This window comes from Sphingomonas metalli (assembly GCF_014641735.1).
GTDB classification, from domain to species: Bacteria; Pseudomonadota; Alphaproteobacteria; order Sphingomonadales; family Sphingomonadaceae; genus Sphingomonas; species Sphingomonas metalli.
In genome coordinates this window covers 716,833-738,421 of the sequence record NZ_BMIH01000002.1, presented here as the reverse complement: position 1 = coordinate 738,421, position 21,589 = coordinate 716,833, and the positions used below count along the sequence as shown (strand labels likewise).

Sequence of the window (21,589 nt, the reverse complement as noted above, 5' to 3'; positions counted from 1 at the left end):
GGATCAGGCTTCCTGCGGCCGGGGGCCGCCATCGTGATGGAGGTCGTCGGCGGCCTGCGGGCGGTCCGCATCGGTCTTGCCATGGCCGAACAGGCGGCTGACGACGACGAAGAACATCGGCACCAGGAAGATCGCGAGCGCCGTCGCCGACAGCATGCCGCCGACCACTGCGCGGCCGATCGCATTCTGCCCGCCCGCACCCGCACCGGTCGAGATCGCCAGCGGCAGCACGCCGAAGACGAAGGCGAGGCTGGTCATCAGGATCGGTCGCAGGCGCAGCTTGGCCGCCTCCACTGCCGCCTGGAAGACGGGCATCCCCTCGCGGATCCGCTCCTCGGCGAACTCGACGATCAGGATCGCGTTCTTCGCCGACACGCCGATCGTGGTGATCAGGCCGACCTGGAGATAGATGTCGTTGTTGAGCCCGGTCAGCGTCGCCGCGAGCAGCGCCCCGACCACGCCCAGCGGCACCACCAGGATGACCGCGATCGGCACCGACCAGCTCTCGTATAGCGCCGCGAGGCACAGGAAGACGATTAGCATCGACAGGCCGTAGAGCGCCGGCGCCTGGCCGCTGGACAGCTGCTCCTCATAGGACAGGCCGGTCCATTCGAGCGAGGTGCCCGGCGGCAGCTTGGCATGGATCGCCTTCATCGCGTCCATCGCCGCGCCCGACGACACGCCCGGTGCCGGCTGGCCCAGCAGCTCCATCGCGGGCACGCCGTTATAGCGGGTCAGCTGCGTCGGTGCCTGCGCCCAGCTGAGGGTCGAGAAGGCGGTGAACGGCGCCATCGTCCCGGTCGCGCCGCGGACATAGAAGTCGCCGACATCCTCCGGCCGCTGACGATAGGGTTCGTCGGCCTGGATATAGACGCGCTTGACGCGGCCGCGATCGATGAAGTCGTTGATGTAGGCACCGCCCCAGGCGGACGCGATCGTGCTGTTGATCGCGCCGATGTCGAGGCCGAGCGCCTGCGCCTTCTCCTGATCGACATTGATCTTGAGCTGGGGCGCGTCGTCGAGCGCATTGGGGCGGACGCCGACGAGCTGCTTGTCCTGCGACGCCATGCCCAGCATCATGTTGCGCGCCTCGACCAGCTTGGCATGGCCGATGCCGGTCTGGTCGACCAGCTGCAGGTCGAAGCCGGTGGCGCTGCCCAGTTCGATCACCGCGGGCGGGATGACCGCGAAGATCATCGCGTCCTTGAACTGGCCAAAGGCACCCATGGCCCGGCCCGCGATCGCCTGCGCCTTGTTCGCGGCGCCCTTGCGCTCCGACCATTCCTTGAGCGGGATGAAGGCGATGCCGTTATTCTGGCCCTGACCCGACAGGGTGAAGCCGTTGACGGTGAACACGCCCTGGACGTTGCCGCCCTCCTCTTTCAGGAAATGGTCGCGGATCGTATCCAGCGCCTTCTGGGTGCGCGCCGTGGTCGCGCCCGGCGGGCCCTGCACCAGCGCGATCATGATGCCCTGATCCTCGTCGGGCAGGAAGCCGCCCGGCAGGCGGGTGAACAGCACGCCCATGCCCAGCACGATCAGCAGATAGACCAGCAGCGACTGTTTCCAGCTGCGCGCGGTGCGCACCACGCCGCGTTCGTAGCGGACCTGGCCGCGATCGAACTTGTCGTTGAACCAGCGGAAGAAGCGGGCGAGCGGGCCGTTGCCCTCCGCCTTGTTCGGGTCGTGCGGCTTCAGGATCGTGGCGCACAGCGCCGGGGTCAGGATCAGCGCCACCGCGATCGACAGGATCATCGCCGAGACGATGGTGATCGAGAACTGGCGATAGATGACGCCGGTTGAGCCGCCGAAGAACGCCATCGGCAGGAACACCGCCGACAGCACCAGCGCGATGCCGATCAGCGCGCCGGTGATCTCGTCCATCGACTTGCGCGCCGCCTCGCGGGGCGAGAGGTGCTCGGTCGTGATCAGGCGCTCGACATTCTCCACCACGACGATCGCGTCGTCGACGAGCAGGCCGATCGCCAGCACCATGCCGAACAGCGTCAGCGTGTTGATCGAATAGCCCGCCACCGCGAGGATGCCGAAGGTGCCGAGCAGCACCACCGGCACGGCGATGGTCGGGATCAGCGTCGCGCGCCAGTTCTGCAGGAACAGGAACATGACGAGGAAGACGAGGATCACCGCCTCGACCAGCGTATGCACCACCTGCTCGACCGACAGGCGGACGAAGGGCGAGGTGTCGTAGGGGTAGATGACCTTCACGTCGGGCGGCAGCTGCGCGGCGATCTGGTTCACCCGCTCCTTGACCGCGGTGACGGTGTCGAGCGCGTTGGCGCCGGGCGCGAGCTTGATGCCCATGCCGGCGGCCGGCTTGCCGTTCCACTGCGAGGAGAAGCCGTAATTCTCCGCGCCGATCTCCACCCGCGCCACGTCGCGCAGGCGGACGAGCGAGCCGTCCGCATTGCTCTTCAGCCGGATCGCGCCGAACTGATCGGGCGTGGTCAGCCGCGACGACACCGAGACGGTGGCGTTGAGCATCTGCTCCTTGGGCGCGGGCTGCGCACCCAGCTGCCCGGCCGAGACCTGCGCGTTCTGGGCGCTGATCGCGGCGGTGACGTCTGCCATGGTGAGCGAGAACTGGTTGAGCTTGAGCGGATCGACCCAGATGCGCATCGCATATTGCGAGCCGAGCACCTGCGTGTCGCCGACGCCGTTCACGCGCGACAGCGGATCCTGGATGCGGGACACGACATAGTCGGCCAGATCGGCGTCGCTATGCGAGCCGTTCTCCGAATAGAGGCCGATCCAGAGCAGGAAGTTGCGCGTGGCCTTCGCGACCAGCAGTCCCTGGCGCTGCACCTCCTGCGGCAGGAGCGGGGTCGCCGCCTGCAGCTTGTTCTGCACCTGCACCTGCGCGATGTCGGGGTCGGTGCCCTGCTCGAAGGTCAGGGTGATGGTGACGATGCCGGCGGAGGACGAGGAGGAGGAGAAGTAGCGAAGGTTGTCGATCCCCTTCAGCTGCTGCTCGATGATCTGGGTGGTCGTATTCTCCATCGTCTGCGCGTCGGCGCCGGGATAGGTCGCGGTGATCGACACCTCGGGCGGTGCGATCGCCGGGAACTGCGCGATCGGCAGGGTGCGGATGGCGAGGATGCCGGCCAGCATGGTGACGATCGCCAGCACATAGGCGAAGATCGGCCGATCGATGAAATAGCGCGACATGTTACTTCGCCTGACCCTGCGTCTGGCCCTGGCCCTGCGGCGGCTGGCCGGCGGCGGGCTTGGCATTGGGATTGAACGGAACCGGCTTCACCGGCATGCCCGGCCGCAACATCATCCCGCCTTCCACGATCACGCGGTCGCCCGGCTTCAGCCCGGCGGTGACGAGCCAGCTGTCGCCGATCGTGCGCGGCGCGGTGAGCACGCGCGGCTCGACCTTGTCGCCCTGGCCGACCACCATCACGGTCGGGTTGCCCTTCTCGTCGCGCGACACGGCGCGCAGCGGAACGGTGATCGCCTGGCTCTGCACGCCCTGGACCAGCTCCGCGCGGACGAACATGCCGGGCAGCAGCAGCCCGCGCGAATTGCCGAACAGCGCTCGGATCGTCTGGCTGCCGGTGGTGGGGTCGACCGTGACGTCGGCGAACTTCAGCGTCCCCTCGACCGGATAGGTGGTGCCGTCCTCCAGCTTCAGCCGGACGCGCGCGGCGCCCGCGCCGCGCGACAGGTCGCCGGCCATGATCTGCTGGCGCAGGCGGAGCAGGTCGGCGCTCGACTGCTGGATGTCGACATAGATGGGGTCGAGTCGCTGGATCGTCGTCAGCGGCTGGGTCTGCGCCGCGGTGACGAGCGCGCCGGTGGTGAAGGTCGAGCGGCCGATCCGGCCCGCGATCGGCGCCCGGATCGTGGTGCGGGCGAGGTCGATCTGCGCCGAACGCAGCGCCGCCGACTGGGCGGCGACGTCGGCCTCCGCCTGCTGCGCCTGGGTGGTCGCGTTCTCGAACTCCTGCCGGCTGATCGCGTTGATCCGCACCAGCTCGCCATAGCGGCGGGCGAGCGCGCGGCTCGAGGCGATCGCGGCACGGGCGCGGGCGACCGCGGCCCGCGCGCTGGCGACCTGCGCCTGATAGGGGGCGGGATCGATGCGATAGAGCGCCTGGCCCTTCGCCACGAAGTCGCCCTCCTGGAACAGGCGCGCCAACACGATGCCGTTGACCTGCGGGCGGACCTCCGACGTTTCATAGGCCGAGGTGCGGCCCGGCAGTTCGGTGGTCAGCACCACCGGCTGCTGCGACACCTGCACCACGCCCACCTGGGGCGTCGGGGGCGGCCCGGCCTGCTGCTGCTGCTGCGACTCGCCGCCGCAGCCGGCCAGGATCAGGGCGCCAAGCGCCGGCACGAATTTCCTCATGAACTAGCCCGCCGTTTATGCTAAACCGTGAGTGATCGATCATTCACGGTTAAGGCGCCTAGCGCTAAAGAGGCCGGGTTGGCAAGTAGGCGTAAGGCGCAGGCAGATGAATTTATTGCAGTGCGGCAAACCATGCAGGGCGACGCGGGCGACCGAGCGGCGCCAGCATCTTCTGAATACCGCGCGCACGCTGTTCACCGATCGCGGCTTCCACCAGACGGGCATGGCGCAGATCGCGGCGGCGTCGGGCGTGAAGGTCGGGCAGATCTATCGCGACTTCGCCAGCAAGGAAGACATCATCGCCGCGATCGTCCAGCGCGACCTGGAGGAATATCTCGACGCCGGTGCGCTCGCGGCGGCGATCGCGTCCGGCGACCGGCGCGCGATCCGCGCCTGGCTGGTGCGACTGATCGAGCCCTGCGATCCGATCGAGGATTGCTGCCTGATGGTCGAGATCCATGCGGAGGTCACGCGCAACCCGCGCATCGCCGAGATCAACCGCTGCGTCGACGCGCAGGTCCGGGCCCGAATCGGTGAGGCGCTGGGCGCGCTGGTGCCCGGATTGCGCGACCCGCGCCATCTCGAACTGCTGATCGATCTGGTCGGCGTCTTCTCGCTGGGTGTCCTCTACCGCCGCATCTCCGACCCCGCGCATGACGCGCGGGCGCTGGCCGACCAGCTGATCCGCATCCTCGATCGCGAACTCGAGTCGGTGATGTGCTGCTCCGGGGTGCCCGCCGGCGCGATCCGCGGTTCCCGGCTGGAGGCCGCCGCGGCCGGTTAGGGGCTGATTCAGGCGGCCGGGGCCGTCTGCAGGACCAGCGACTCGGCCCTCGCGGCCCCGCCCGCGGCGGTCAGCTGCCCTTGGGCGGCAGGCGCGAGGCGGGGGAGGCCTTGGTCACGCGGGCGACGCCGTTGCCGTCGATCGAGATGACCCAGGGCGTGGTGCCGTCGCAGGTCACCGCCCAGGTCGGCCGCCCTTCGATCGCCCCGATCTCATATTCCTTCGTCACCTCCTGGCACTGTTCCTTGCCGTCGCGGATCGCGCGCAGGAACACGCCGGAGCGCTGGCCTTCGGGCAGCTGGCGGATCCGCTCAGCATAGCCTTCGGCCGGGGTCTCGGACGCGGCGGCGACGGTGTTGGCCGGGGCGGGCGCATCGGCCTTGCCACAGCCGGTCAGCGCACCGGCGGTCAGCAACAGGGTCAGGCAGGTCGATGCGGAAGCGAGCGGACGGGTCATCGGCAGGATCCTCTTTCCTGAAGCGCTGAACGGGCGAACGCGGGACGGGTTGCGACCGAGGGTACGGTCGCGGCGGTGACAGGGGGTCTGATCTACGCTAGTTCTGGCCCGAAAGGCGGTACCGGGTATGCGTATGGGCGGTATGCGTGGCAAGCTGACGACGGCGCTGGCGAGTCTGGCGATGTTGACCTCCTGCGGCGGCGGGGGTGGCGGATCGAGCAGCGGCACCTTCTCCAATGCCCCGAGCCCGACCCCGACGCCGTCGGGCACCGGCTCCACCGTCGCCGGATGCAGTCTCGCCGACCGGCAGAACTGGGCCGCGGCGCAGCTGCGCGAATGGTATCTCTTCCCCGAGACTCTGCCGGCGTCGCTGAGCCCGGCGGGCTATACCGACGTCGAATCCTATGTCGACGCGCTGACCGCCACCGCGCGCAGTCAGCGGCGGGACCGGTATTTCACCTACGTCACCTCGATCAAGGAGGAGGACGCCTATTACAACTCCGGGTCGAGCGCCGGTTTCGGCGTGCGGCTGAGCTACGATAGCGCCAACCGCCGCGTCTTCGTCAGCGAGGCGTTCGAGGGCGCGCCCGCGCTCGCCGCAGGGATCGATCGCGGCACCGAGATCCTGGCGATCGGCACCAGCGCCGCCGACCTGCGTACCGTCGCCGACCTCTATGCCGCGGGCGGGCAGGCCGCGATCACCGATGCGCTCGGGCCGTCGACCGCCGGCACCACCCGCGTGCTGCGCGTCACCGACGCCGGCGGCGTCCGCAACGTGACCGTCGCCAAGGCCGACTACAGCCTCGCCCCCGTCTCCAGCCGCTACGGCGCGAAGATCATCGACGAGGGCGGCCGCCGCTTCGGCTATGTCAACCTGCGGACCTTCATCTCGACCGCCGATCCGGCGCTGCGCACGGCCTTCGACACGTTCCGCGCCGCCGGCGTGACCGACATCGTCGTCGACCTCCGCTACAATGGCGGCGGGCTGGTCGCGATCGCCGAGCTGATGGGCGACCTGATGGGGGCGAACCGGTCGACCAGCGACGTGTTCAGCTACACCAGCTTCCGTCCCGAAAAGGCATCGAACAACCGCACCCGCTTCTTCGCGCCGGTCAGCCAGTCGGTGGCGCCGACGCGGCTCGCCTTTATCGGCACGGGCGGCACCGCCTCGGCCAGCGAACTCGTGATCAACGCCTTCGTGCCCTATCTGCACGGCAACGCCGCGCTGATCGGCGGCAACACCTATGGCAAGCCGGTCGGCCAGATCGCCCGCGACAACACCGCCTGCGACGACCGGCTGCGCGTGATCGCCTTCGCCACCCAGAATGCGGCGCGGCAGGGCGACTATTATGACGGGCTGGCGGGCAAGGTCGAGGCGAGCTGCCGTGCCGCCGACGACACCGCCTATCCGCTCGGCGACCCGCGCGAGGCCTCGACCCGGGCCGCGCTCGACTTCCTGCAGGGCAAGACCTGTACGCCGATCAGCGCCGAGGCGACGACGCAGTCGCTGGCCGGCGGGGGCCGTCGCGAGCTGCTGTCGCCCCTCCGCCCCACCACCGCGCAGCGCGGGGTGCCGGGTCTGTTCTGAGACCGCCTAGGCAATCCGCCGCCTTTTCCGTGCTGTGTCACGGCGGCATTGCCGGGGCCGATCCCGCCGCGATAGGGGGCGGTCATGGCAGATCCGCACATCGACCCGAGCTGGCTGGAACCGCTGCGCGACGCGTTCGCGGCCGACTCCATGGCGAGGCTGCGCGCCTATCTCGACGCCGAGGAGGCGGCGGGCAAGCGCATCTTCCCGCCGGCGGCGGACCGGTTCCGCGCGCTGGAATTGACGCCGCTGCCCGCCGTGCGCGTCGTCCTTCTGGGGCAGGATCCCTATCATGGCGCCGGCCAGGCGCACGGCCTGTGCTTCTCGGTCCGGCCCGGGGTGAAGCCCCCGCCGAGCCTCATCAACATCTACAAGGAACTGGCGAGCGACTGCGGCATCGCGCCTGCACGCCACGGCTTTCTCGAACATTGGGCGCGGCAGGGCGTGCTGCTGCTCAACAGCGTGCTGACCGTCGAGGAGGGGCGCGCCGGCGCCCATCGCGCGCGGGGATGGGAGACCTTCACCGATGCGGTGGTGCGGGTGGTGGCGGCCCGGCCGGAGCCGGTCGTGTTCCTGCTCTGGGGGGCCTATGCGCAGAAGAAGGCGGGCTTCGTCCGCAGCGTGGCCGAGGGCGGCCACCATCTGGTGCTGAAAGCGCCGCATCCGTCGCCGCTGTCGGCGCATGGCGGCTGGTTCGGCAGCCGGCCGTTCAGCCAGGCCAACGCCTTTCTGGAAACGCATGGCCGCGGCACGATCGACTGGGCGCTGCCGGCGACGGTCTGACTTTCATCGGGGGCATCGGAATGAGCGACGACGACTATGTGTTCGACGAGGAGAGCGGCGAATGGCTGCCGGCCGCCGACCTCGCCGCTAAGCGCGCCGCCGCCGACCGGATCGAGGTGCGCGACTCGGTCGGCAACCTGCTGGCCGATGGCGATCAGGTGACGCTCATCAAGGATCTGGACGTCAAGGGCGCCGGCCAGACGCTGAAGCGCGGCACGCTGATCAGATCGATCCGCCTGACCGGCGACCCGCAGGAGATCGACTGCAAGTTCGACGGGATCAAGGGGCTGGTCCTGCGCGCGGAATTCGTGCGCAAGCGGTAGTGGCGATGACCCGATCGTCGGGACGGCCCGATAGCCACAGACCTTGCCAGCATAGACGATTCGCATCGGTGCGAGACGACCGGCCTGCCACTCGGGCGTGATCGCCATCTTGGCGCGTCAGATCGCGCCGCAATCGCCCTCGACTGGCCGGTCGGGCAGGTCACCCGATATAGACGCCCGCCACCTTCCACTCACCGCCATCCCGGTCGAGCGATACCGTCTCGATCACCCCGCGCCGGTTGGCGAAGTCGGTGCGGAAGCGGACGGTGCGATAGCCGTTGGGCGGGGCGGGGATGTCCTGCTCGTCCAGCAGCGTGCGCGACACCATCCGGCCGAGCGGCGCACGCGCCCGTTCCGACGCGGCGCGCCATGCCGCGACCGTGTTGAGCGTGCGGAAGGGCGCGGCGGTGCCGGCATAGCTTTCGTTCCAGCGGCCGGCATCGACCAGCGCCAGCCAGTCGCGCGCCGTACGGCTGGCGGCGGTTTCGGCCGGCGCGGTCGCCGGCGACGGGGCGGTCGTCTGGGACGGGCCCGGCAGCTGCACGGCGAGCAGGGCGGCGATGAGCGAGATCATGATGCATCCTCCGATCACCCGGCGCGTGCGACGCGATGGCGTCGCATCCTCGCCGGGCGGATCGGCGGGATGGCGCGCCGGGCTCGCCCCGGCATCCCCCAAAGCCTTGTCCGTCACGGTTTCGGGGTCCTGTTCCGCCTGGCGCAGCAGGCGCGCGGCCTCCTTGCTGCTCGACACGGCCAGCTTGCGCCGCGCATCGCGCAGCCGCTCGTTGACCGTATGGACCGACAGGCCGAGGTGGCGGGCCATCGACTTGGCGTCATGCCCCTCGAGCAGCAGCCGCAAGCTCTGCTTCTCCCGCTCGGTCAGCGCCGCATATCCCGTGATCGTCACCGCCTGTCGCCCGTGCATGGGTCCGAGGCTAGGGGAGCGGCGGACGGCGGGTCACCCCTAAAGATTTGGGTGGGAGGCAGGCCGGCTCCGTCAAGGCGCCGCGCGGCGTACCTCGCCCGCGGCGCGGATGATCGGCGGGACCGACAGCAGGATCGCGGCCACCATCCCGCCGATCGCCAGCAAACCGACAGGCGTGACGCTGACCTCCGCCCGCAGTCGGGCGCGGCGGCCGAAGCGGATCGCGACGCGCGCGGACTGGGGTGTCGACAGGGACATGACGCTGGAACGAGCGGGCGCGCCAGGGGTGCCGCCGCCTTTGACATTGGACAATGTTCTGGCCTATTTGGGCGATGCAGGCCGTCAGCTATTCCGAAGCGCGCGAGAATTTGAAGGCGATGATCGACAAGGTCGTCGCGGACCGCGCCCCCCTCGCCATCACCCGGCAGCGCGGCGAGGGCGCGGTGCTGGTTTCCGCCAGCGAATGGGCATCGATCGAGGAGACGCTGTACCTGCTGCGCTCGCCCAAAAATGCCGAGCGGCTGCTGGAAGCTGTTCGCGGCTTCGAGTCCGGCGACGAAGGCGTGCCCTTTCCGTGAAGGTAGAGTTCTGGCCGACAGCGTGGGACGACTATCGCTGGTGGCAGGAACATGACGCCAAGCTCACGGACAAGATCAACGTGCTGATCGAGGAATGCCGGCGCCATCCGTTCAAGGGGACGGGCAAGCCGGAGCCGCTCGGCGGCAACCTATCAGGCTGGTGGTCGCGTCGGATCAACGCCGAGCATCGGCTGGTGTATCGCGTGGCGGGCAGTGGTGAGGAACAGGTGCTGCAAGTGGCGCAGTGCCGGTATCATTATTGAGGCGGAAGAATTGCCGGTGTGATTTCGGTGTCGGAAGGCGTCACATTCGCCGCTCGCCGAAATGGCAAACTTACTGGCAGGCTGCTGGCAACGTCGGGCAGCCGCTTCCACGTCGCCTGATACAAATCGCGCGATCGATCGGCGATGGAGCGAGTGATGTCACCGATACAGCGGTCGAAATAGGCGGCACCATCGCTGGCCATCTTCTTTAGCGCAGCAAGGTTTTCCCGCGACAGCAGGGCCTTGATCGTTTTCAGCACGAAACCGGCAACGGATCGGACGGATTCGACGCCCGTCGCGAATATCGTCGCCACGGACGCCAGAATTGCTGCCTTTTCCTGTTCGGACAAGGCATTCCATCCATAATGGATCGCTCCGATGGCGGCACAGGTCAGGGTCACCGGGTTCGAAAGGCTGACGACACCGCCAACAGGCACTACGCCGCCGCTGAGCAGCGTTTGACCGAGCGCGATGACCATGAGCGAGTGTTCTCCGCCCACACCGAAACCTTCACGTACCGCCGCCAAGACCTCGCCACAGCGGCTGACCAAGGCATTGTCTGCTCCTTGCAGGGTCGCGATATGACTGACAATGAAGTCGCCGACATTGTCGTGGCCGTACAATTTAGCAACGGCGGTTGCGCCCGCGCTGAACCTTTCGATCATCTTTTTTGACCCCTTGCCCCGTTGTCGCAATAACGCACTATAGGCTGAGGCGAGCATCTTCTGCACCGCTCCTCCCCGCATAGCGGGGAGAAGTTTGGCTTACCTCACTCTGCCGGCAGGTAAACCTCCCCGCCCTTCTCCCGGAACGTCTCGCTCATCTTTGCCATGCCGGCTTCGGCGTCGGTTGCGTCCAGCGGCAAGGCCCCTCCACCATTCGGCTGCGCCGAACGGTCCCCCTCCCCGCGGAGCGGGGAGGAGCTGAGGAAGCTCTCCACCGGCGCGTTCTGCTTCGCCGCGAAGTCGCGGACTTCCTGCGTGATCTTCATGCTGCAGAATTTCGGCCCGCACATCGAGCAGAAATGCGCGGTCTTCGCGCCTTCCGCCGGCAGGGTCTGGTCGTGATAGGATTCCGCCGTATCGGGATCGAGCGACAGGTTGAACTGGTCGCGCCAGCGGAACTCGAAGCGTGCCCGCGACAGCGCGTCGTCGCGCAGCTTGGCGGCCGGATGGCCCTTGGCGAGGTCGGCGGCATGAGCGGCGAGCTTGTAGGTGACCACGCCGACCTTCACATCGTCGCGGTCGGGCAGGCCCAGATGCTCCTTGGGCGTGACGTAGCAGAGCATCGCCGTGCCGTACCAGCCGATCATCGCCGCGCCGATGCCGCTGGTGATATGGTCGTAGCCGGGCGCGATGTCGGTGGTCAGCGGCCCCAGCGTGTAGAAGGGCGCCTCGCCGCACGCCTTCAGCTGCTTGTCCATATTCTCCTTGATCTTGTGCATCGGCACATGGCCGGGGCCCTCGATCATCACTTGCACGTCCTGCGCCCAGGCGCGGTGGGTCAGCTCGCCGAGCGTGTAGAGCTCGCTGAACTGCGCCTCGTCATTGGCGTCGGCGATCGAGCCGGGGCGGAGGCCATCGCCAAGCGAATAGGCGATGTCATAGGCCTTCATGATCTCGGTGATCTCGTCGAACCGCTCGTAGAGGAACGACTCCTTGTGATGCGCGAGGCACCATTTCGCCATGATGCTGCCGCCGCGCGACACGATGCCGGTCACGCGCTTGGCGGTCATCGGGATGTACGGCAGCCGCACGCCGGCATGGATGGTGAAATAGTCGACGCCCTGTTCGGCCTGTTCGATCAGCGTATCGCGGAAGATCTCCCAGGTCAGGTCCTCGGCGATGCCGCCGACCTTCTCCAGCGCCTGATAGATGGGCACGGTGCCGATCGGCACGGGGCTGTTGCGGAGGATCCATTCGCGCGTGTCGTGGATGTTGCGGCCCGTCGACAGGTCCATCACCGTGTCCGCACCCCAGCGGATCGACCAGACCAGCTTGTCGACCTCTGCCGCGACATTGCTCGCTACCGCGCTGTTGCCGATATTGGCGTTGATCTTCACGAGGAAGTTGCGGCCGATCGCCATCGGCTCGCTCTCGGGATGGTTGATGTTCGACGGGATGATCGCCCGGCCGCGCGCCACCTCGTCGCGGACGAATTCGGGCGTCACATAGTCGGGGATCGCCGCGCCGAAGCTCTCGCCGTCGCGCTGATATTCGCGCAGCATCTCGCGGCCCAGATTCTCGCGCGTGGCGACATATTCCATCTCGGGCGTGATGATGCCGCGACGTGCATAATGCATCTGGCTGACGTTCGCGCCGGGCTTCGCCCGCAGCGGCCGCTTGACGACATTGGGGAAGGGCTGGACCCCGCCCGACCGGTCGGGGCCGAGCTGGCCGTTATCCTCCGGCCGGATCTCGCGCGCGTCGTAGCGTTCCACATCGCCGCGCCCCTCGATCCAGCTGCGGCGCAGCGCGGGCAGGCCGGCCATGATGTCGATCGTGGCGGCGGGATCGGTATAGGGGCCGGACGTGTCGTAGACGTTGAGCGGCGGCTCGCCGCAGGAAGGATCGAGGTCGATCGCGCGCATCGCGACGCCGAGCGGGCCGACATGGATCTTGCGGCTGCCGCGGATCGGCCCGGTGGTCACGCCGATCTCGGTGCGAGCCTGGATGTCTGCCATGTCACGTCTCTCCGTTGGTCGGAGCGAGGACGGATCACGGCTATGCGACCGCTCCCTCCCTCCGCCGGTATCAACCGGATCAGGTTCGGCGGGTCGGAGCGTCCTCGCTCCCTCTCAACCGCGGATCGGCGGTCCCCCGGGGATGGCGCGAGCATAGGCGCGTCGGCTCTTCGCCACAAACGAAAAGGGCCGGCACCCTGGGGAAGGTGCCGGCCCGCCGTCGCAGCATTCGGAAGAGGGGGCTCAGGAGCTGCGAACGGAACCGTTGACGCCCGCGGGGAAGAAGCCCCCGCCATTGGTCGACGTCGCATTCAGATAGACGATGTTCAGCACCTGCTGGGGCGAGCGGACATAGACGATGCCGTTCGAGTCGGTCGGCACGATGTTCGCGATCGACGAGGACGACCCGATGATCCCCTGGTCGCGGTCGCCGCCCTGGTTGAGCAGGCCGGTGTTCGACGTGCCGTCCAGCGAATCGCGCGCGTCCGAGATCTGCTGGGTGGCGGTGAAGATCGACGCGGTCGTCAGCCCCTTGCGGTAGAGGACGGTGCGGACCAGGCCGGCATGATAGGCCTCGACAGCATGGATGCCCGCCGCCGCCTCGATATAGGCCGGCGTCGAGAGCAGCTGGACGCCGCCCATATAGGCGGTGACGCCGACATCCTCGAACAGATAGGCGCCGAGCAGGAAGCTGTTGTCGTCGGCATAGGGGTCGAAGGTCGCGCCCGAGCCGACCACGCCCGCCGCCCGCGCCGCGGCGGTGAAGGCGCCGGTGGCGTCGCCCGAGATGTTGATCGCCGGCTGCGCCGCCGCCGATCCGCCCAGTGCGGTGCGCAGGAAGGTGACGTGGGCGATCTCGTCGGCGGCGATCTCGCGGGCATAGGCCGCGACGATCGGATCCTGGAAGGACACCGCGCGCGGCTGGCCCGCGGTGGTGCCGGACACGATCTGCACCGATCCGGGCGTGCCGGTGCCGGACCGCAGCGTGCTGGCGATCGGCTGGCCGAAGGCGGCATAGCTGTAGAAATTCGCTTCCAGATATTCGAGCTGGAGCGCGAAGTTCAGCACGTCGACCTCGCTGACCGCGGCCGGCGTGGGGGTGGGCGTCGCGACGGGGACGTCGCGGTCGTCGTCGTTGTTGCAGGCCGCCAGCAGCGACAGGCCACCAGCTGCAGCAGCGGCGCCGCCGGCCATCTTCATGAAACGGCGACGCTCGGTGCGGCGCTTGGCACTGGCTTCCTCGATCACGTCGAGAATGAAACGCTCTTCGGTCATGTCCTGTGTCCTCCCTGGAGGATGAAGTCGATGGGGCTCGGGCTTGCGGCTCAGGCCGTGCCGATGCTGGCGTTGATGTTGCCGTTGACGCCGTTGGGGAAGAACCCGCCCATCGTCGTCGCTGCCGTCGTCAGGTTGAGGTAGACGATATTCAGGACTTGCCCGGCCGTGCGGCTGTAGGCGAGGCCGTTGGTGTCGGCCGGGACGATGTTGGCGTTCGTCTGGCCCGACGTGGTGGTCGTCAGACCCTGGTCGAGGTCGCCACCGGACACGCGGCCCGACGAGCGGTCGAGCATGCCGAGCGCGGCCGAGCCGGTGCCGTCGAGCAGGTCGCGGGCGTCGGAGATGCGCTGCGCCGCGGTGATCAGGCCGGGCTGGGCGGTGACCGCCGGAGCGCTGCCGATGGCGGGAGTGCCGATCCCCTTGGCGTAGAGCGTCGCGCGGACGATCGCGGCATGATAGGCCTCGGTGGCGAGGATGCCGGCGGCGGCCTGGAGGAAGGTCTTGTTGGTCAGGAGCGGCGACGCGCCCTTATAGGCGGTGACGCCGACGTCCTCGAAGATATAGGCGCCGAGCAGGAACGCCTCGTCGCTCGAATAGGGATCGAACACCCCGTCGCTCGACAGCGGCACGCCGGCCGCGGAGGCGGCGGCGGTGAATGGCCCGTCGCGATCGCCGGAGATGTTGATCGCCGGCTGGGCGACGGCAGAGGTGGTGCCGATCGCCGTGCGCAGGAAGGCGACGTGCGCCACCTCGTCCGCGGCGATCTCCTGCGCATAGGCGCGGACCGCGGCGTCGGTGAAGTTGACCTGGCGCGCCTGGTGCGGGCTGTTGCCGGTGATCACCGCACCCTGGCGCCCGGTTCCGGTCTGCAGGTTGGCCGCGATGCCGCTGCCGGTCGCGGCATAGGCATAGAATTGCGCCTCGAGATATTCGAGGTTCAGCGCGAAGTTCAGGATGTCCACGTCGGTGATCGTCTGCGTCTGGGCGCTCGCCTTCGTCGAGAAGGTCAGCGCGGCCGCGCCGCCGGCCGCCAGCGCGCCCATGCCCAGCGCGGCCTTGAAGAATTCGCGGCGTTCGTCCCGGCGCCGGACGCGGTTGTCCAGTGCCTCCATCATCTGCACGCTGTCAGCCATTTCGGAACATCCCTTTTGGGGCCGGCGTGCACGGGGCACGCCGACGGCATCATCGCCCGATGCCCGCCGCTCCTCCGGCGTCACCGGTGAAGGCAGGAACGTTCGCCCGCGGCTGACGGACGCACGAAATAAATCGAAATTAAGCTTATGTCCGATTACGTACCCAAATGCCTGGCCGGCGCGTCGCCGGCGTGGGCCAAGGGGTCGATAACGACTACAGCATGTAGCGCATCAGGATCTGCTGGGTCTGCGCCTCGCCCTGCAACTGGAAGCGGGCGGCGGCAAAGCGCGGCGGGCCGAAGCGGATCGGCGGGTTGCGCGAGAAGCCGAAGCCCTCGCGCGGGATGCCGACAAAGGTGTCGAGCTTCGAATTGCCGTTCTCGTCATGGATCACAGCGATTGCATAGCCCCCCGCGGGCAGGCCGGAGAGGCGGACCAGCGGGCTGCCGGCCGGCACCGAACGGCTGAGCGCATGGGCATCGTCGACGCAATTGGGGAAGTTGTCGGGATCCGCGGTCAGGCAGAGGCGGATCATCCCCTTGGCCGAGCGCAGCTTCTCGACGTCGACGTCAAGCCGCGTGACCGGGCTCGCTCCGCCGAGCGCCGTCCACCCCGCCGCCAGCATCGCCACCGTCAGCGCCGCGCGCAGCCGCGTCCGCCCGGCGGCGCGCCCGCGCATGTTCGCGTGTGAAGTCCCCGATCCCCCGATCGGTCCCACACCACCGATCCCAGTGGCGGAAATAGAGACCATAGTTACACCCGTATTGCTCGTGATGCCGCTGATGATGGCTTGCGGTGATCAGCCAGCCCCCCAATGGCCCGGCCCACATGAACCGGGGGAAAATCTCCCAGCCCATGTGATTGGTCACTCCCATAATCGTCATCGTCGCCAGGACGAAGCCCAGCGCGCCGACATGGATCGGAATCAAGAACACCAGTAGCGGAATTGCCACAGCACCGGTCAGTGCCTCGATCGGATGGAACGCCATCGCGGCCCAGGCGGTCGGGGGCCGGCTGGCATGATGGACGGCATGGGCGAGGCGGAAGGGCTCCGGCCGGTGCATCCAGCGATGCGTCCAGTAGAACCAGGCGTCATGCGCCAGCAGGTAGAGCAGCACCGAGACGGGCAGGTACCAGAGCGGCCGGTCGTGGACATCGGCATAGATCTGCGTCCAGCCGCGATTCTGCCAGCCCCAGGCCACCACCCCGGCGGGCACGCCGTAGATGACGGCGGAGGCTAGGCTCCACCAGATCTCCCGCCGCACCTGCGGGTCGAGCCCGGTATAGAGCCCCGGATGCCGCAGCCGGGTCGCCCAGGCGAACGCCCCCGACACGATCAGGTAGCGCACCCCGACGATCGCGGTCATCGCCAGCGCGGAGAGGAGCATTGCGATCCACATGGCGCGGCCATAGCCGATTTCGCGAGTGGGGGCGACTTAGAGTTGGATTCGATCAGCTGTAACCACCCGTTCGTGCTGAGCGCAGTCGAAGCATCTCGGGGAGAGCTGACCTTCGACTTCGCTCAGGGCGAACGCAAGTGAACAAAGCTGATCGCTATCGACTCCCTGTGTTGGGGCTGTTCGCTGTCGGAAGCTCACCTACCCCCGAGAGATCTGGAACCCCGCGAAGGACTGCCGCGTCGGCATCAGCTCCAGCCGGTTGATGTTGAGATGCGGCGGCAGCTGCGCGACCCACAGGATCGTCTCGGCGATATCCTCGCCCGTCATCGGCTCGACCCCGGCATAGAGCGTGTCCGACGCGGCCTGGTCGCCGCCGGTGCGCACCAGCGTGAACTCCGTCTCCGCCATGCCCGGCTCGATCGAGGTCACGCGAACCCCCGTGCCGGCGAGATCGGCCCGCAGCCCCAGCGAGAATTGCCGCACGAACGCCTTGGTCCCCGCATAGACGTTGCCGCCCGAATAGGGATAGGTCGCCGCGATCGACGACAGGTTGATGATCGCGCCCTTGCGCTCGATCAGCTGCGGCAGCAGCCTGTGGGTCAACGCCATCAGCGACACGATATTGGTGTCGACCATCGTCTTCCACTGGGCGATGTCCGCCTGCTGCGCCGGCGCGGTGCCGAGCGCGAGGCCGGCATTGTTGACCAGCAGGTCGATGTCGCGAAACCCCTCCGGCAGGGCATCGAGCGCTGCATCGCGCGCGGCCTCGTCGCGCACGTCGAACACCGCGGGGTGGAGCGCTTCGCCCAGCTCGTCCCGCAACGCCGCCAGCCGCTCCGCCCGCCGCCCGGTCGCGATCACGCGCCACCCCGCACCGACAAAGGCGCGCGTGGCGGCGGCGCCGATCCCGGCGGTGGCGCCGGTGATGAGAGCGGTACGGGTCATGACAAGGCTCCTCGCTGCATTCGGTCGAGGCGCCTTAACGCAGGGGAGGCGGGAAGGTCACGGGGTGGTGACCCGGCTACGGCGCGCGTCTGCTTCTGGTGGAAAGCGGACGTCCATTGTAGCCTCACGCAGCCGCGGAAGCGCCGCGAGCGCATCTTCGAACGGGATAGGTAGGCCGTGAGGCTGACCGGCCCGCCGTTACGGCGACCAATGCACCACGCTCTGATGAGACAACGTGGGATAGGGATGCCAGCCGAGCCAGGAACCGAGTATGGCTACGCTCAGCGAAAGGGAGGCGGCACTTTGGTAGCATTCCACTCTCGAACAATCGCCTTCCAGCCTTTGGTCTGGACCAGGCGCCCGGAAGCAAGGCAGTTCCGGCGATGAAGGCCGCATATTGCCTGCCAGTGGCAGCCTTGCTGACGTTTAGTGCCTGTGGACCACCCACGCACAGCAAGGCTCAGACACCGGAGCAACCACGCCCCCTCCGCACCTCCGCGGAAGTGAAAGCATTCATCGCGGGCTCACGCTATGTCTACTACGGTTTATCCGACAAATATGGGACGAACTTTATAAGTTTTCTCCCGAATGGGAGATACGAAGAACGCCTTGGGATCGAGGCTGCTGCGGGTACCTACTCAATCACCGAGACAGGCTTCTGCGTGAATTGGCGGGTGTCAGGCAGTACCTGCTTTTACGTATTTGTAAGCAGCTCTGGAGATTACTTCATATCTCGAGATAGCACGACTGAATTTGCGCCGCCGGTCCGTCTGGCAAAGACGGAAAACTCGTCGCTATAATAGGCCAAAACCCTCAATGCCGGGCCACTGCGGTGTTGCGATGCCTCGGTGGGGCTGCTTGATGCTGATCGCAGGCTTCCTGGAGTAGTCGTTCTAGATGCATGATTGACCGAACGTCCGCTATTGGGCGTAAGCAGACCTATGGTGTCAATTGAACCCAAATCGTAGGCACGCTGTATCTGTCGGCCCACAGCTGCGCCGCTGCCAGAGCTTCGGTTAGGGAGTAGTCGCTCTCGGGCAGCGAGCCATAGCCGACCCATTCACCATTAGGTTTCCACGCTGAACCAGTTCCGAAGAACCGGCCGTCGTCTGATGCCTCCACGAGCAACCACGGCTCGTCGTACTCGCAATCCTGCATCTGTTCGCCGGGCGATAGATAGATGATCGCAGCCATGGCTTCGAGGATGCCAGCACGTCCCTATGTCCGCAATTGGGCGAACCTGTGGTTGCCAACGTAGCTTCAGAGCAGCACAACCCGAGCTATGAGGCTGCCCTGTGCCCTGCTGTTCGTTGGTTTGCCTCTCACAGGGTGCAGTTCCCAGACGTACTCATCTGGGCAGTGTCCAAACACGCTAACCATGTGGAAGAAGCCAGGATGGTTGGGCCACCAGGTTCCGGCATACTTCTTGAAGTTGAACGATAAAGGGAAGCTTCGCGCGAACTTGTGGATGGGATACCGAACCGCACCCGCTTTCGACATCGATCGCGCGGCTCTGCATCCTTTTCTGCGGGGCGTGAAAGAGATGCGTCCGGAACCGGTTGTCATCTTACAGCCGACCGGAGTCCCAAGTTGCGAAGATGTGGATGAGGTAAGATCTGACATGAACGCCACTTTAGATTGCAGCGCTGGGCAGTGTGGCGAGGGGTTTGGTTGGTCCGAGCTGCCCGATGGCGCCGAAGTTGATCTCTAGTCACTTTATGAAACAAGTAACGGCTCCGAGGCGCAATGAAGTATTTGTAGAATGGTCGCATCTGACCCTAGGCGGACATCAACAGAGTTATCGTTGGGGTACGGGCATGCTCGTCAAAAGTCCTGCCCCCTCGGCGAGCTGGCACCGCGACGGAGGTTGCCTCCGCCTCCCCGACGTCCGCTATTGGTGGGAAGCAGCCGCCGGCTGTCAACGGGCTGGCGGCTGCATGAGCTCTATCGTGACGTGATCGGGGCCTGAAACGTAGGCCACCAAGGTCCCCTGCCGTGGACCGCCGGGGATCGGCAGCGGACTCCCCTTCGCATTCCATCCTGCCGCTTCGACGCGGGTGATGGCGGCGTGAATGTCCCTCACGGTCAAAGCCAGGTGAGCGGCTCCGATCGATCCCGCGCTATCGGGTACTCTCCCGTTCCGGAAGCCGTTCGAATATTGCAGCAATTCGACCAAGTAGCCGTCGGGTGCCTTGACGATCGCTGTCTTTACATCCGGGTCAATGACACCAGTCACCTGATGCAGGAAGGCGCCGCCCATCTCCGTCTGACGCTCTAGCGTGAAGCCGAGCGCTTCCGTCCAGAATCGGATGGCTGCGTCCAAAGACGAAACAGCGAAGCCTGTGTGGTCGACGGTAATTACGTTTGCGGCATCGGTCATGAGCGGATGTGTGGGGCCGACGCAGGATGTCCGCAAGCGGGCGCGACCAGACGCCAGTCAATCATACACCGCCTCCCACATCCGTCCCGCAATCGCCTCCGCCGTCATCTCAGCGGCCGGCGCGGTCGCGACGCTGTCGCGGACCGCCTGTGCCGCCACCGCCACCGCGATCGTCAGCGCTACCGCGCGCAGCTGCTCGATCGGCGGGAGGAGCGAGCCGTCGGCCGCGCCGCCCAGCGTGCCGAGCGTCTCGGCGGCGGCCATGAACATGCCGTCGGTCACCCGGCTCGCCTGCGCCGCCAGCGCGCCGAGGCCGACGCCGGGGAAGATGTAGACATTGTTGACCTGCGTCACGCCCGCGACGCCGAACGGGCTGCCGGTGCCGACCAGCGCGCGCCCGTCGGTCCAGGCGAGGAGGTCCGCGGGGTGCGCCTCGGCGCGGGAGACGGGGTTGGAGAGCGGGAAGATCACCGGCGCGGCGCAGCCCGCGGCCATGGCGCGCACCACCGGCTCGCCGAACGCGCCCATCTGGCCCGATGCGCCGATCAGCACGGTCGGCTTCACGTTCACTACTGTGTCGTACAGGCCGATGCGCGCGTCGGTCAGCGTCCAGCCCGTGACTTCGGCGGGATCATGGGCGAGCGGCACCTGCTGCGCAGGCAGGCGGGGGATGTTGGACAGGATCAGCCCGTCGCGATCCACCGCCCAGATGCGCGAGCGCGCCGCCGCCTCGTCCAGCCCCGCCGCCATCATCGCGCGCACCAGCATCTCCGCCACGCCGCTGCCCGCCGCGCCCGCGCCGAACAGGACGATGCGCTGCTGCGCCAGCGGCTCGCCCGTCCGCCGGATCGCGGCGAGCAGCGTGCCGGTCGCGGTCGCCGCAGTGCCCTGGATATCGTCGTTGAAGCTCAAGAGCCGGTCGCGATAGCGGTCAAGCAGGTCGTAGGCGTTCCTGCCCGCGAAATCCTCCCATTGGAGGAGCACGCCGGGGAAGCGATCGGCCACGGCCGCCACGAACGCCTCGACGAAGGCGTCGTACTCCGGTCCGCGGATGCGCGGGTTGCGCCAGCCGACATAGAGCGGGTCCTCGCGCCGGGCGACATTGTCCGTGCCCACATCGAGCAGGATCGGCAGCACCTCGGCCGGGTGGATGCCGGCGCAGGCGGTGTAGAGGGCGAGCTTGCCGATCGGAATGCCCATCCCGCCCGCGCCCTGATCGCCCAGCCCCAGGATGCGCTCGCCGTCGCTGACCACGATCACCTTCACCCGGTCGAGCGCGGGATCGGCGAGGATGTCGGCGATGCGGTTCCGGTTGGGGTAGGATAGGAACAGCCCGCGCGGCCGCCGCCAGATATCGCTGAACCGCTCGCACCCCTCGCCGACCGTGGGCGTGTAGACCAGCGGCAGCATCCGCGGCAGGTCCGACTGGACGAGGGCGTGGAACAGCACCTCGTTCGAATCCTGCAGCTCGCGCAGGAAGGCGTAGCGGTGGAAATCGTCCGCCATCCCTTCCAGCGCGCGGCGGCGACGGGCGATCTGGCTGCCCAGCGTGCCGACATGCGGGGGCAGCAGGCCGTGCAACCCGAGACGGTCGCGTTCGGCCTCGGTGAAGGCGGTCCCCTTGTTGGTCAGCGGATCGGCGAGCAGCGCGCGGGCGGCGGCGTGGACGGCGGGAGAGATGGCGATGATCCTTG

Annotated in this window: 21 protein-coding genes and 1 riboswitch; of the genes, 6 read left to right on the top strand and 15 right to left on the bottom strand. The window is 67.5% G+C overall.

What is annotated here, in order from left to right; translation table 11 throughout:
- Positions 1 to 3: 3 nt before the first annotated feature.
- On the bottom strand, positions 4 to 3,186 hold the full coding sequence (locus IEX18_RS09545; RefSeq protein WP_188658509.1) for an efflux RND transporter permease subunit: 3,183 nt from the start codon (positions 3,184 to 3,186) through the stop codon (positions 4 to 6).
- A gap of 1 nt (position 3,187) precedes the next feature.
- On the bottom strand, positions 3,188 to 4,375 hold the full coding sequence (locus IEX18_RS09540; RefSeq protein ID WP_188658508.1) for an efflux RND transporter periplasmic adaptor subunit: 1,188 nt from the start codon (positions 4,373 to 4,375) through the stop codon (positions 3,188 to 3,190).
- Positions 4,376 to 4,481: 106 nt separating this feature from the next.
- Between IEX18_RS09540 and IEX18_RS09535 the strand changes: the two genes are divergently transcribed.
- Positions 4,482 to 5,159 (top strand): TetR/AcrR family transcriptional regulator, encoded by a 678-nt coding sequence (locus IEX18_RS09535; protein ID WP_188658507.1) that lies wholly within the window; start codon positions 4,482 to 4,484, stop codon positions 5,157 to 5,159.
- A 70-nt stretch (positions 5,160 to 5,229) separates the two neighbouring features.
- Here the strand turns inward: IEX18_RS09535 and IEX18_RS09530 are convergent, their stop codons facing one another.
- Complete coding sequence (locus IEX18_RS09530; protein WP_188658506.1) at positions 5,230 to 5,616, bottom strand: hypothetical protein; 387 nt, start codon at positions 5,614 to 5,616, stop codon at positions 5,230 to 5,232.
- A gap of 127 nt (positions 5,617 to 5,743) precedes the next feature.
- Between IEX18_RS09530 and IEX18_RS09525 the strand changes: the two genes are divergently transcribed.
- The 3 genes from IEX18_RS09525 (at position 5,744) to IEX18_RS09515 (ending at position 8,310) form a co-directional block, all read left to right on the top strand.
- Complete coding sequence (locus IEX18_RS09525) at positions 5,744 to 7,204, top strand: S41 family peptidase (RefSeq protein ID WP_373284537.1); 1,461 nt, start codon at positions 5,744 to 5,746, stop codon at positions 7,202 to 7,204.
- Positions 7,205 to 7,288: 84 nt separating this feature from the next.
- Positions 7,289 to 7,987, top strand: coding sequence for a uracil-DNA glycosylase (gene ung, locus IEX18_RS09520; RefSeq protein ID WP_188658505.1), 699 nt, complete (start codon positions 7,289 to 7,291; stop codon positions 7,985 to 7,987).
- 20 nt (positions 7,988 to 8,007) lie between these two features.
- Positions 8,008 to 8,310: an alkylphosphonate utilization protein gene (locus IEX18_RS09515; protein ID WP_188658504.1), complete on the top strand. Its 303-nt coding sequence runs from the start codon at positions 8,008 to 8,010 to the stop codon at positions 8,308 to 8,310.
- Positions 8,311 to 8,470: 160 nt separating this feature from the next.
- On the opposite strand, the gene IEX18_RS09510 is transcribed toward IEX18_RS09515, so the two are convergent.
- Complete coding sequence (locus IEX18_RS09510) at positions 8,471 to 9,217, bottom strand: helix-turn-helix domain-containing protein (protein ID WP_229664479.1); 747 nt, start codon at positions 9,215 to 9,217, stop codon at positions 8,471 to 8,473.
- A gap of 90 nt (positions 9,218 to 9,307) precedes the next feature.
- Positions 9,308 to 9,493, bottom strand: coding sequence for a hypothetical protein (locus IEX18_RS09505; protein ID WP_188658502.1), 186 nt, complete (start codon positions 9,491 to 9,493; stop codon positions 9,308 to 9,310).
- Positions 9,494 to 9,567: 74 nt separating this feature from the next.
- On the opposite strand from IEX18_RS09505, the gene IEX18_RS09500 reads away from it, so the two are divergent.
- Entirely contained in the window at positions 9,568 to 9,813 is a 246-nt protein-coding gene (locus tag IEX18_RS09500; protein WP_188658501.1) for a type II toxin-antitoxin system Phd/YefM family antitoxin, read from the top strand.
- Complete coding sequence (locus tag IEX18_RS09495; protein WP_188658500.1) at positions 9,810 to 10,076, top strand: Txe/YoeB family addiction module toxin; 267 nt, start codon at positions 9,810 to 9,812, stop codon at positions 10,074 to 10,076. The genes IEX18_RS09500 and IEX18_RS09495 overlap by 4 nt, the downstream gene beginning before the upstream one ends.
- Here IEX18_RS09495 and IEX18_RS09490 read toward each other — a convergent pair.
- The 10 genes from IEX18_RS09490 to IEX18_RS09445 all read right to left on the bottom strand — a co-directional run bounded on the left by IEX18_RS09490 (position 10,070) and on the right by IEX18_RS09445 (position 21,542).
- Positions 10,070 to 10,807: a hypothetical protein gene (locus tag IEX18_RS09490; protein ID WP_188658499.1), complete on the bottom strand. Its 738-nt coding sequence runs from the start codon at positions 10,805 to 10,807 to the stop codon at positions 10,070 to 10,072. The genes IEX18_RS09495 and IEX18_RS09490 overlap by 7 nt on opposite strands.
- 38 nt (positions 10,808 to 10,845) lie before the next feature.
- Positions 10,846 to 12,759, bottom strand: coding sequence for a phosphomethylpyrimidine synthase ThiC (gene thiC, locus IEX18_RS09485; protein WP_188658498.1), 1,914 nt, complete (start codon positions 12,757 to 12,759; stop codon positions 10,846 to 10,848).
- 39 nt (positions 12,760 to 12,798) lie between these two features.
- Positions 12,799 to 12,908, bottom strand: a riboswitch (TPP riboswitch).
- A gap of 94 nt (positions 12,909 to 13,002) precedes the next feature.
- A complete protein-coding gene (locus IEX18_RS09480; protein ID WP_188658497.1) occupies positions 13,003 to 14,034 on the bottom strand; it encodes a ferritin-like domain-containing protein in 1,032 nt (343 codons plus the stop codon).
- A 50-nt stretch (positions 14,035 to 14,084) separates the two neighbouring features.
- On the bottom strand, positions 14,085 to 15,170 hold the full coding sequence (locus IEX18_RS09475; protein ID WP_188658496.1) for a ferritin-like domain-containing protein: 1,086 nt from the start codon (positions 15,168 to 15,170) through the stop codon (positions 14,085 to 14,087).
- Positions 15,171 to 15,384: 214 nt separating this feature from the next.
- On the bottom strand, positions 15,385 to 15,795 hold the full coding sequence (locus IEX18_RS09470; RefSeq protein ID WP_229664509.1) for a DUF2141 domain-containing protein: 411 nt from the start codon (positions 15,793 to 15,795) through the stop codon (positions 15,385 to 15,387).
- Entirely contained in the window at positions 15,740 to 16,570 is an 831-nt protein-coding gene (locus IEX18_RS09465) for a sterol desaturase family protein (protein ID WP_188658494.1), read from the bottom strand. The genes IEX18_RS09470 and IEX18_RS09465 overlap by 56 nt, the downstream gene beginning before the upstream one ends.
- A 198-nt stretch (positions 16,571 to 16,768) precedes the next feature.
- Positions 16,769 to 17,515 carry an SDR family NAD(P)-dependent oxidoreductase gene (locus tag IEX18_RS09460; protein ID WP_188658493.1) on the bottom strand — a complete coding sequence of 249 codons (747 nt, stop codon included), beginning with the start codon at positions 17,513 to 17,515 and terminating at the stop codon, positions 16,769 to 16,771.
- Positions 17,516 to 18,454: 939 nt separating this feature from the next.
- Positions 18,455 to 18,709, bottom strand: coding sequence for a hypothetical protein (locus IEX18_RS09455; protein WP_188658492.1), 255 nt, complete (start codon positions 18,707 to 18,709; stop codon positions 18,455 to 18,457).
- Positions 18,710 to 19,433: 724 nt separating this feature from the next.
- Positions 19,434 to 19,895, bottom strand: coding sequence for a VOC family protein (locus IEX18_RS09450; RefSeq protein WP_188658491.1), 462 nt, complete (start codon positions 19,893 to 19,895; stop codon positions 19,434 to 19,436).
- A 57-nt stretch (positions 19,896 to 19,952) separates the two neighbouring features.
- The gene (locus tag IEX18_RS09445; protein WP_373284542.1) at positions 19,953 to 21,542 is read right to left on the bottom strand and encodes an NAD-dependent malic enzyme; all 1,590 of its coding nucleotides are present in this window, start codon (positions 21,540 to 21,542) and stop codon (positions 19,953 to 19,955) included.
- Positions 21,543 to 21,589: the final 47 nt, after the last annotated feature.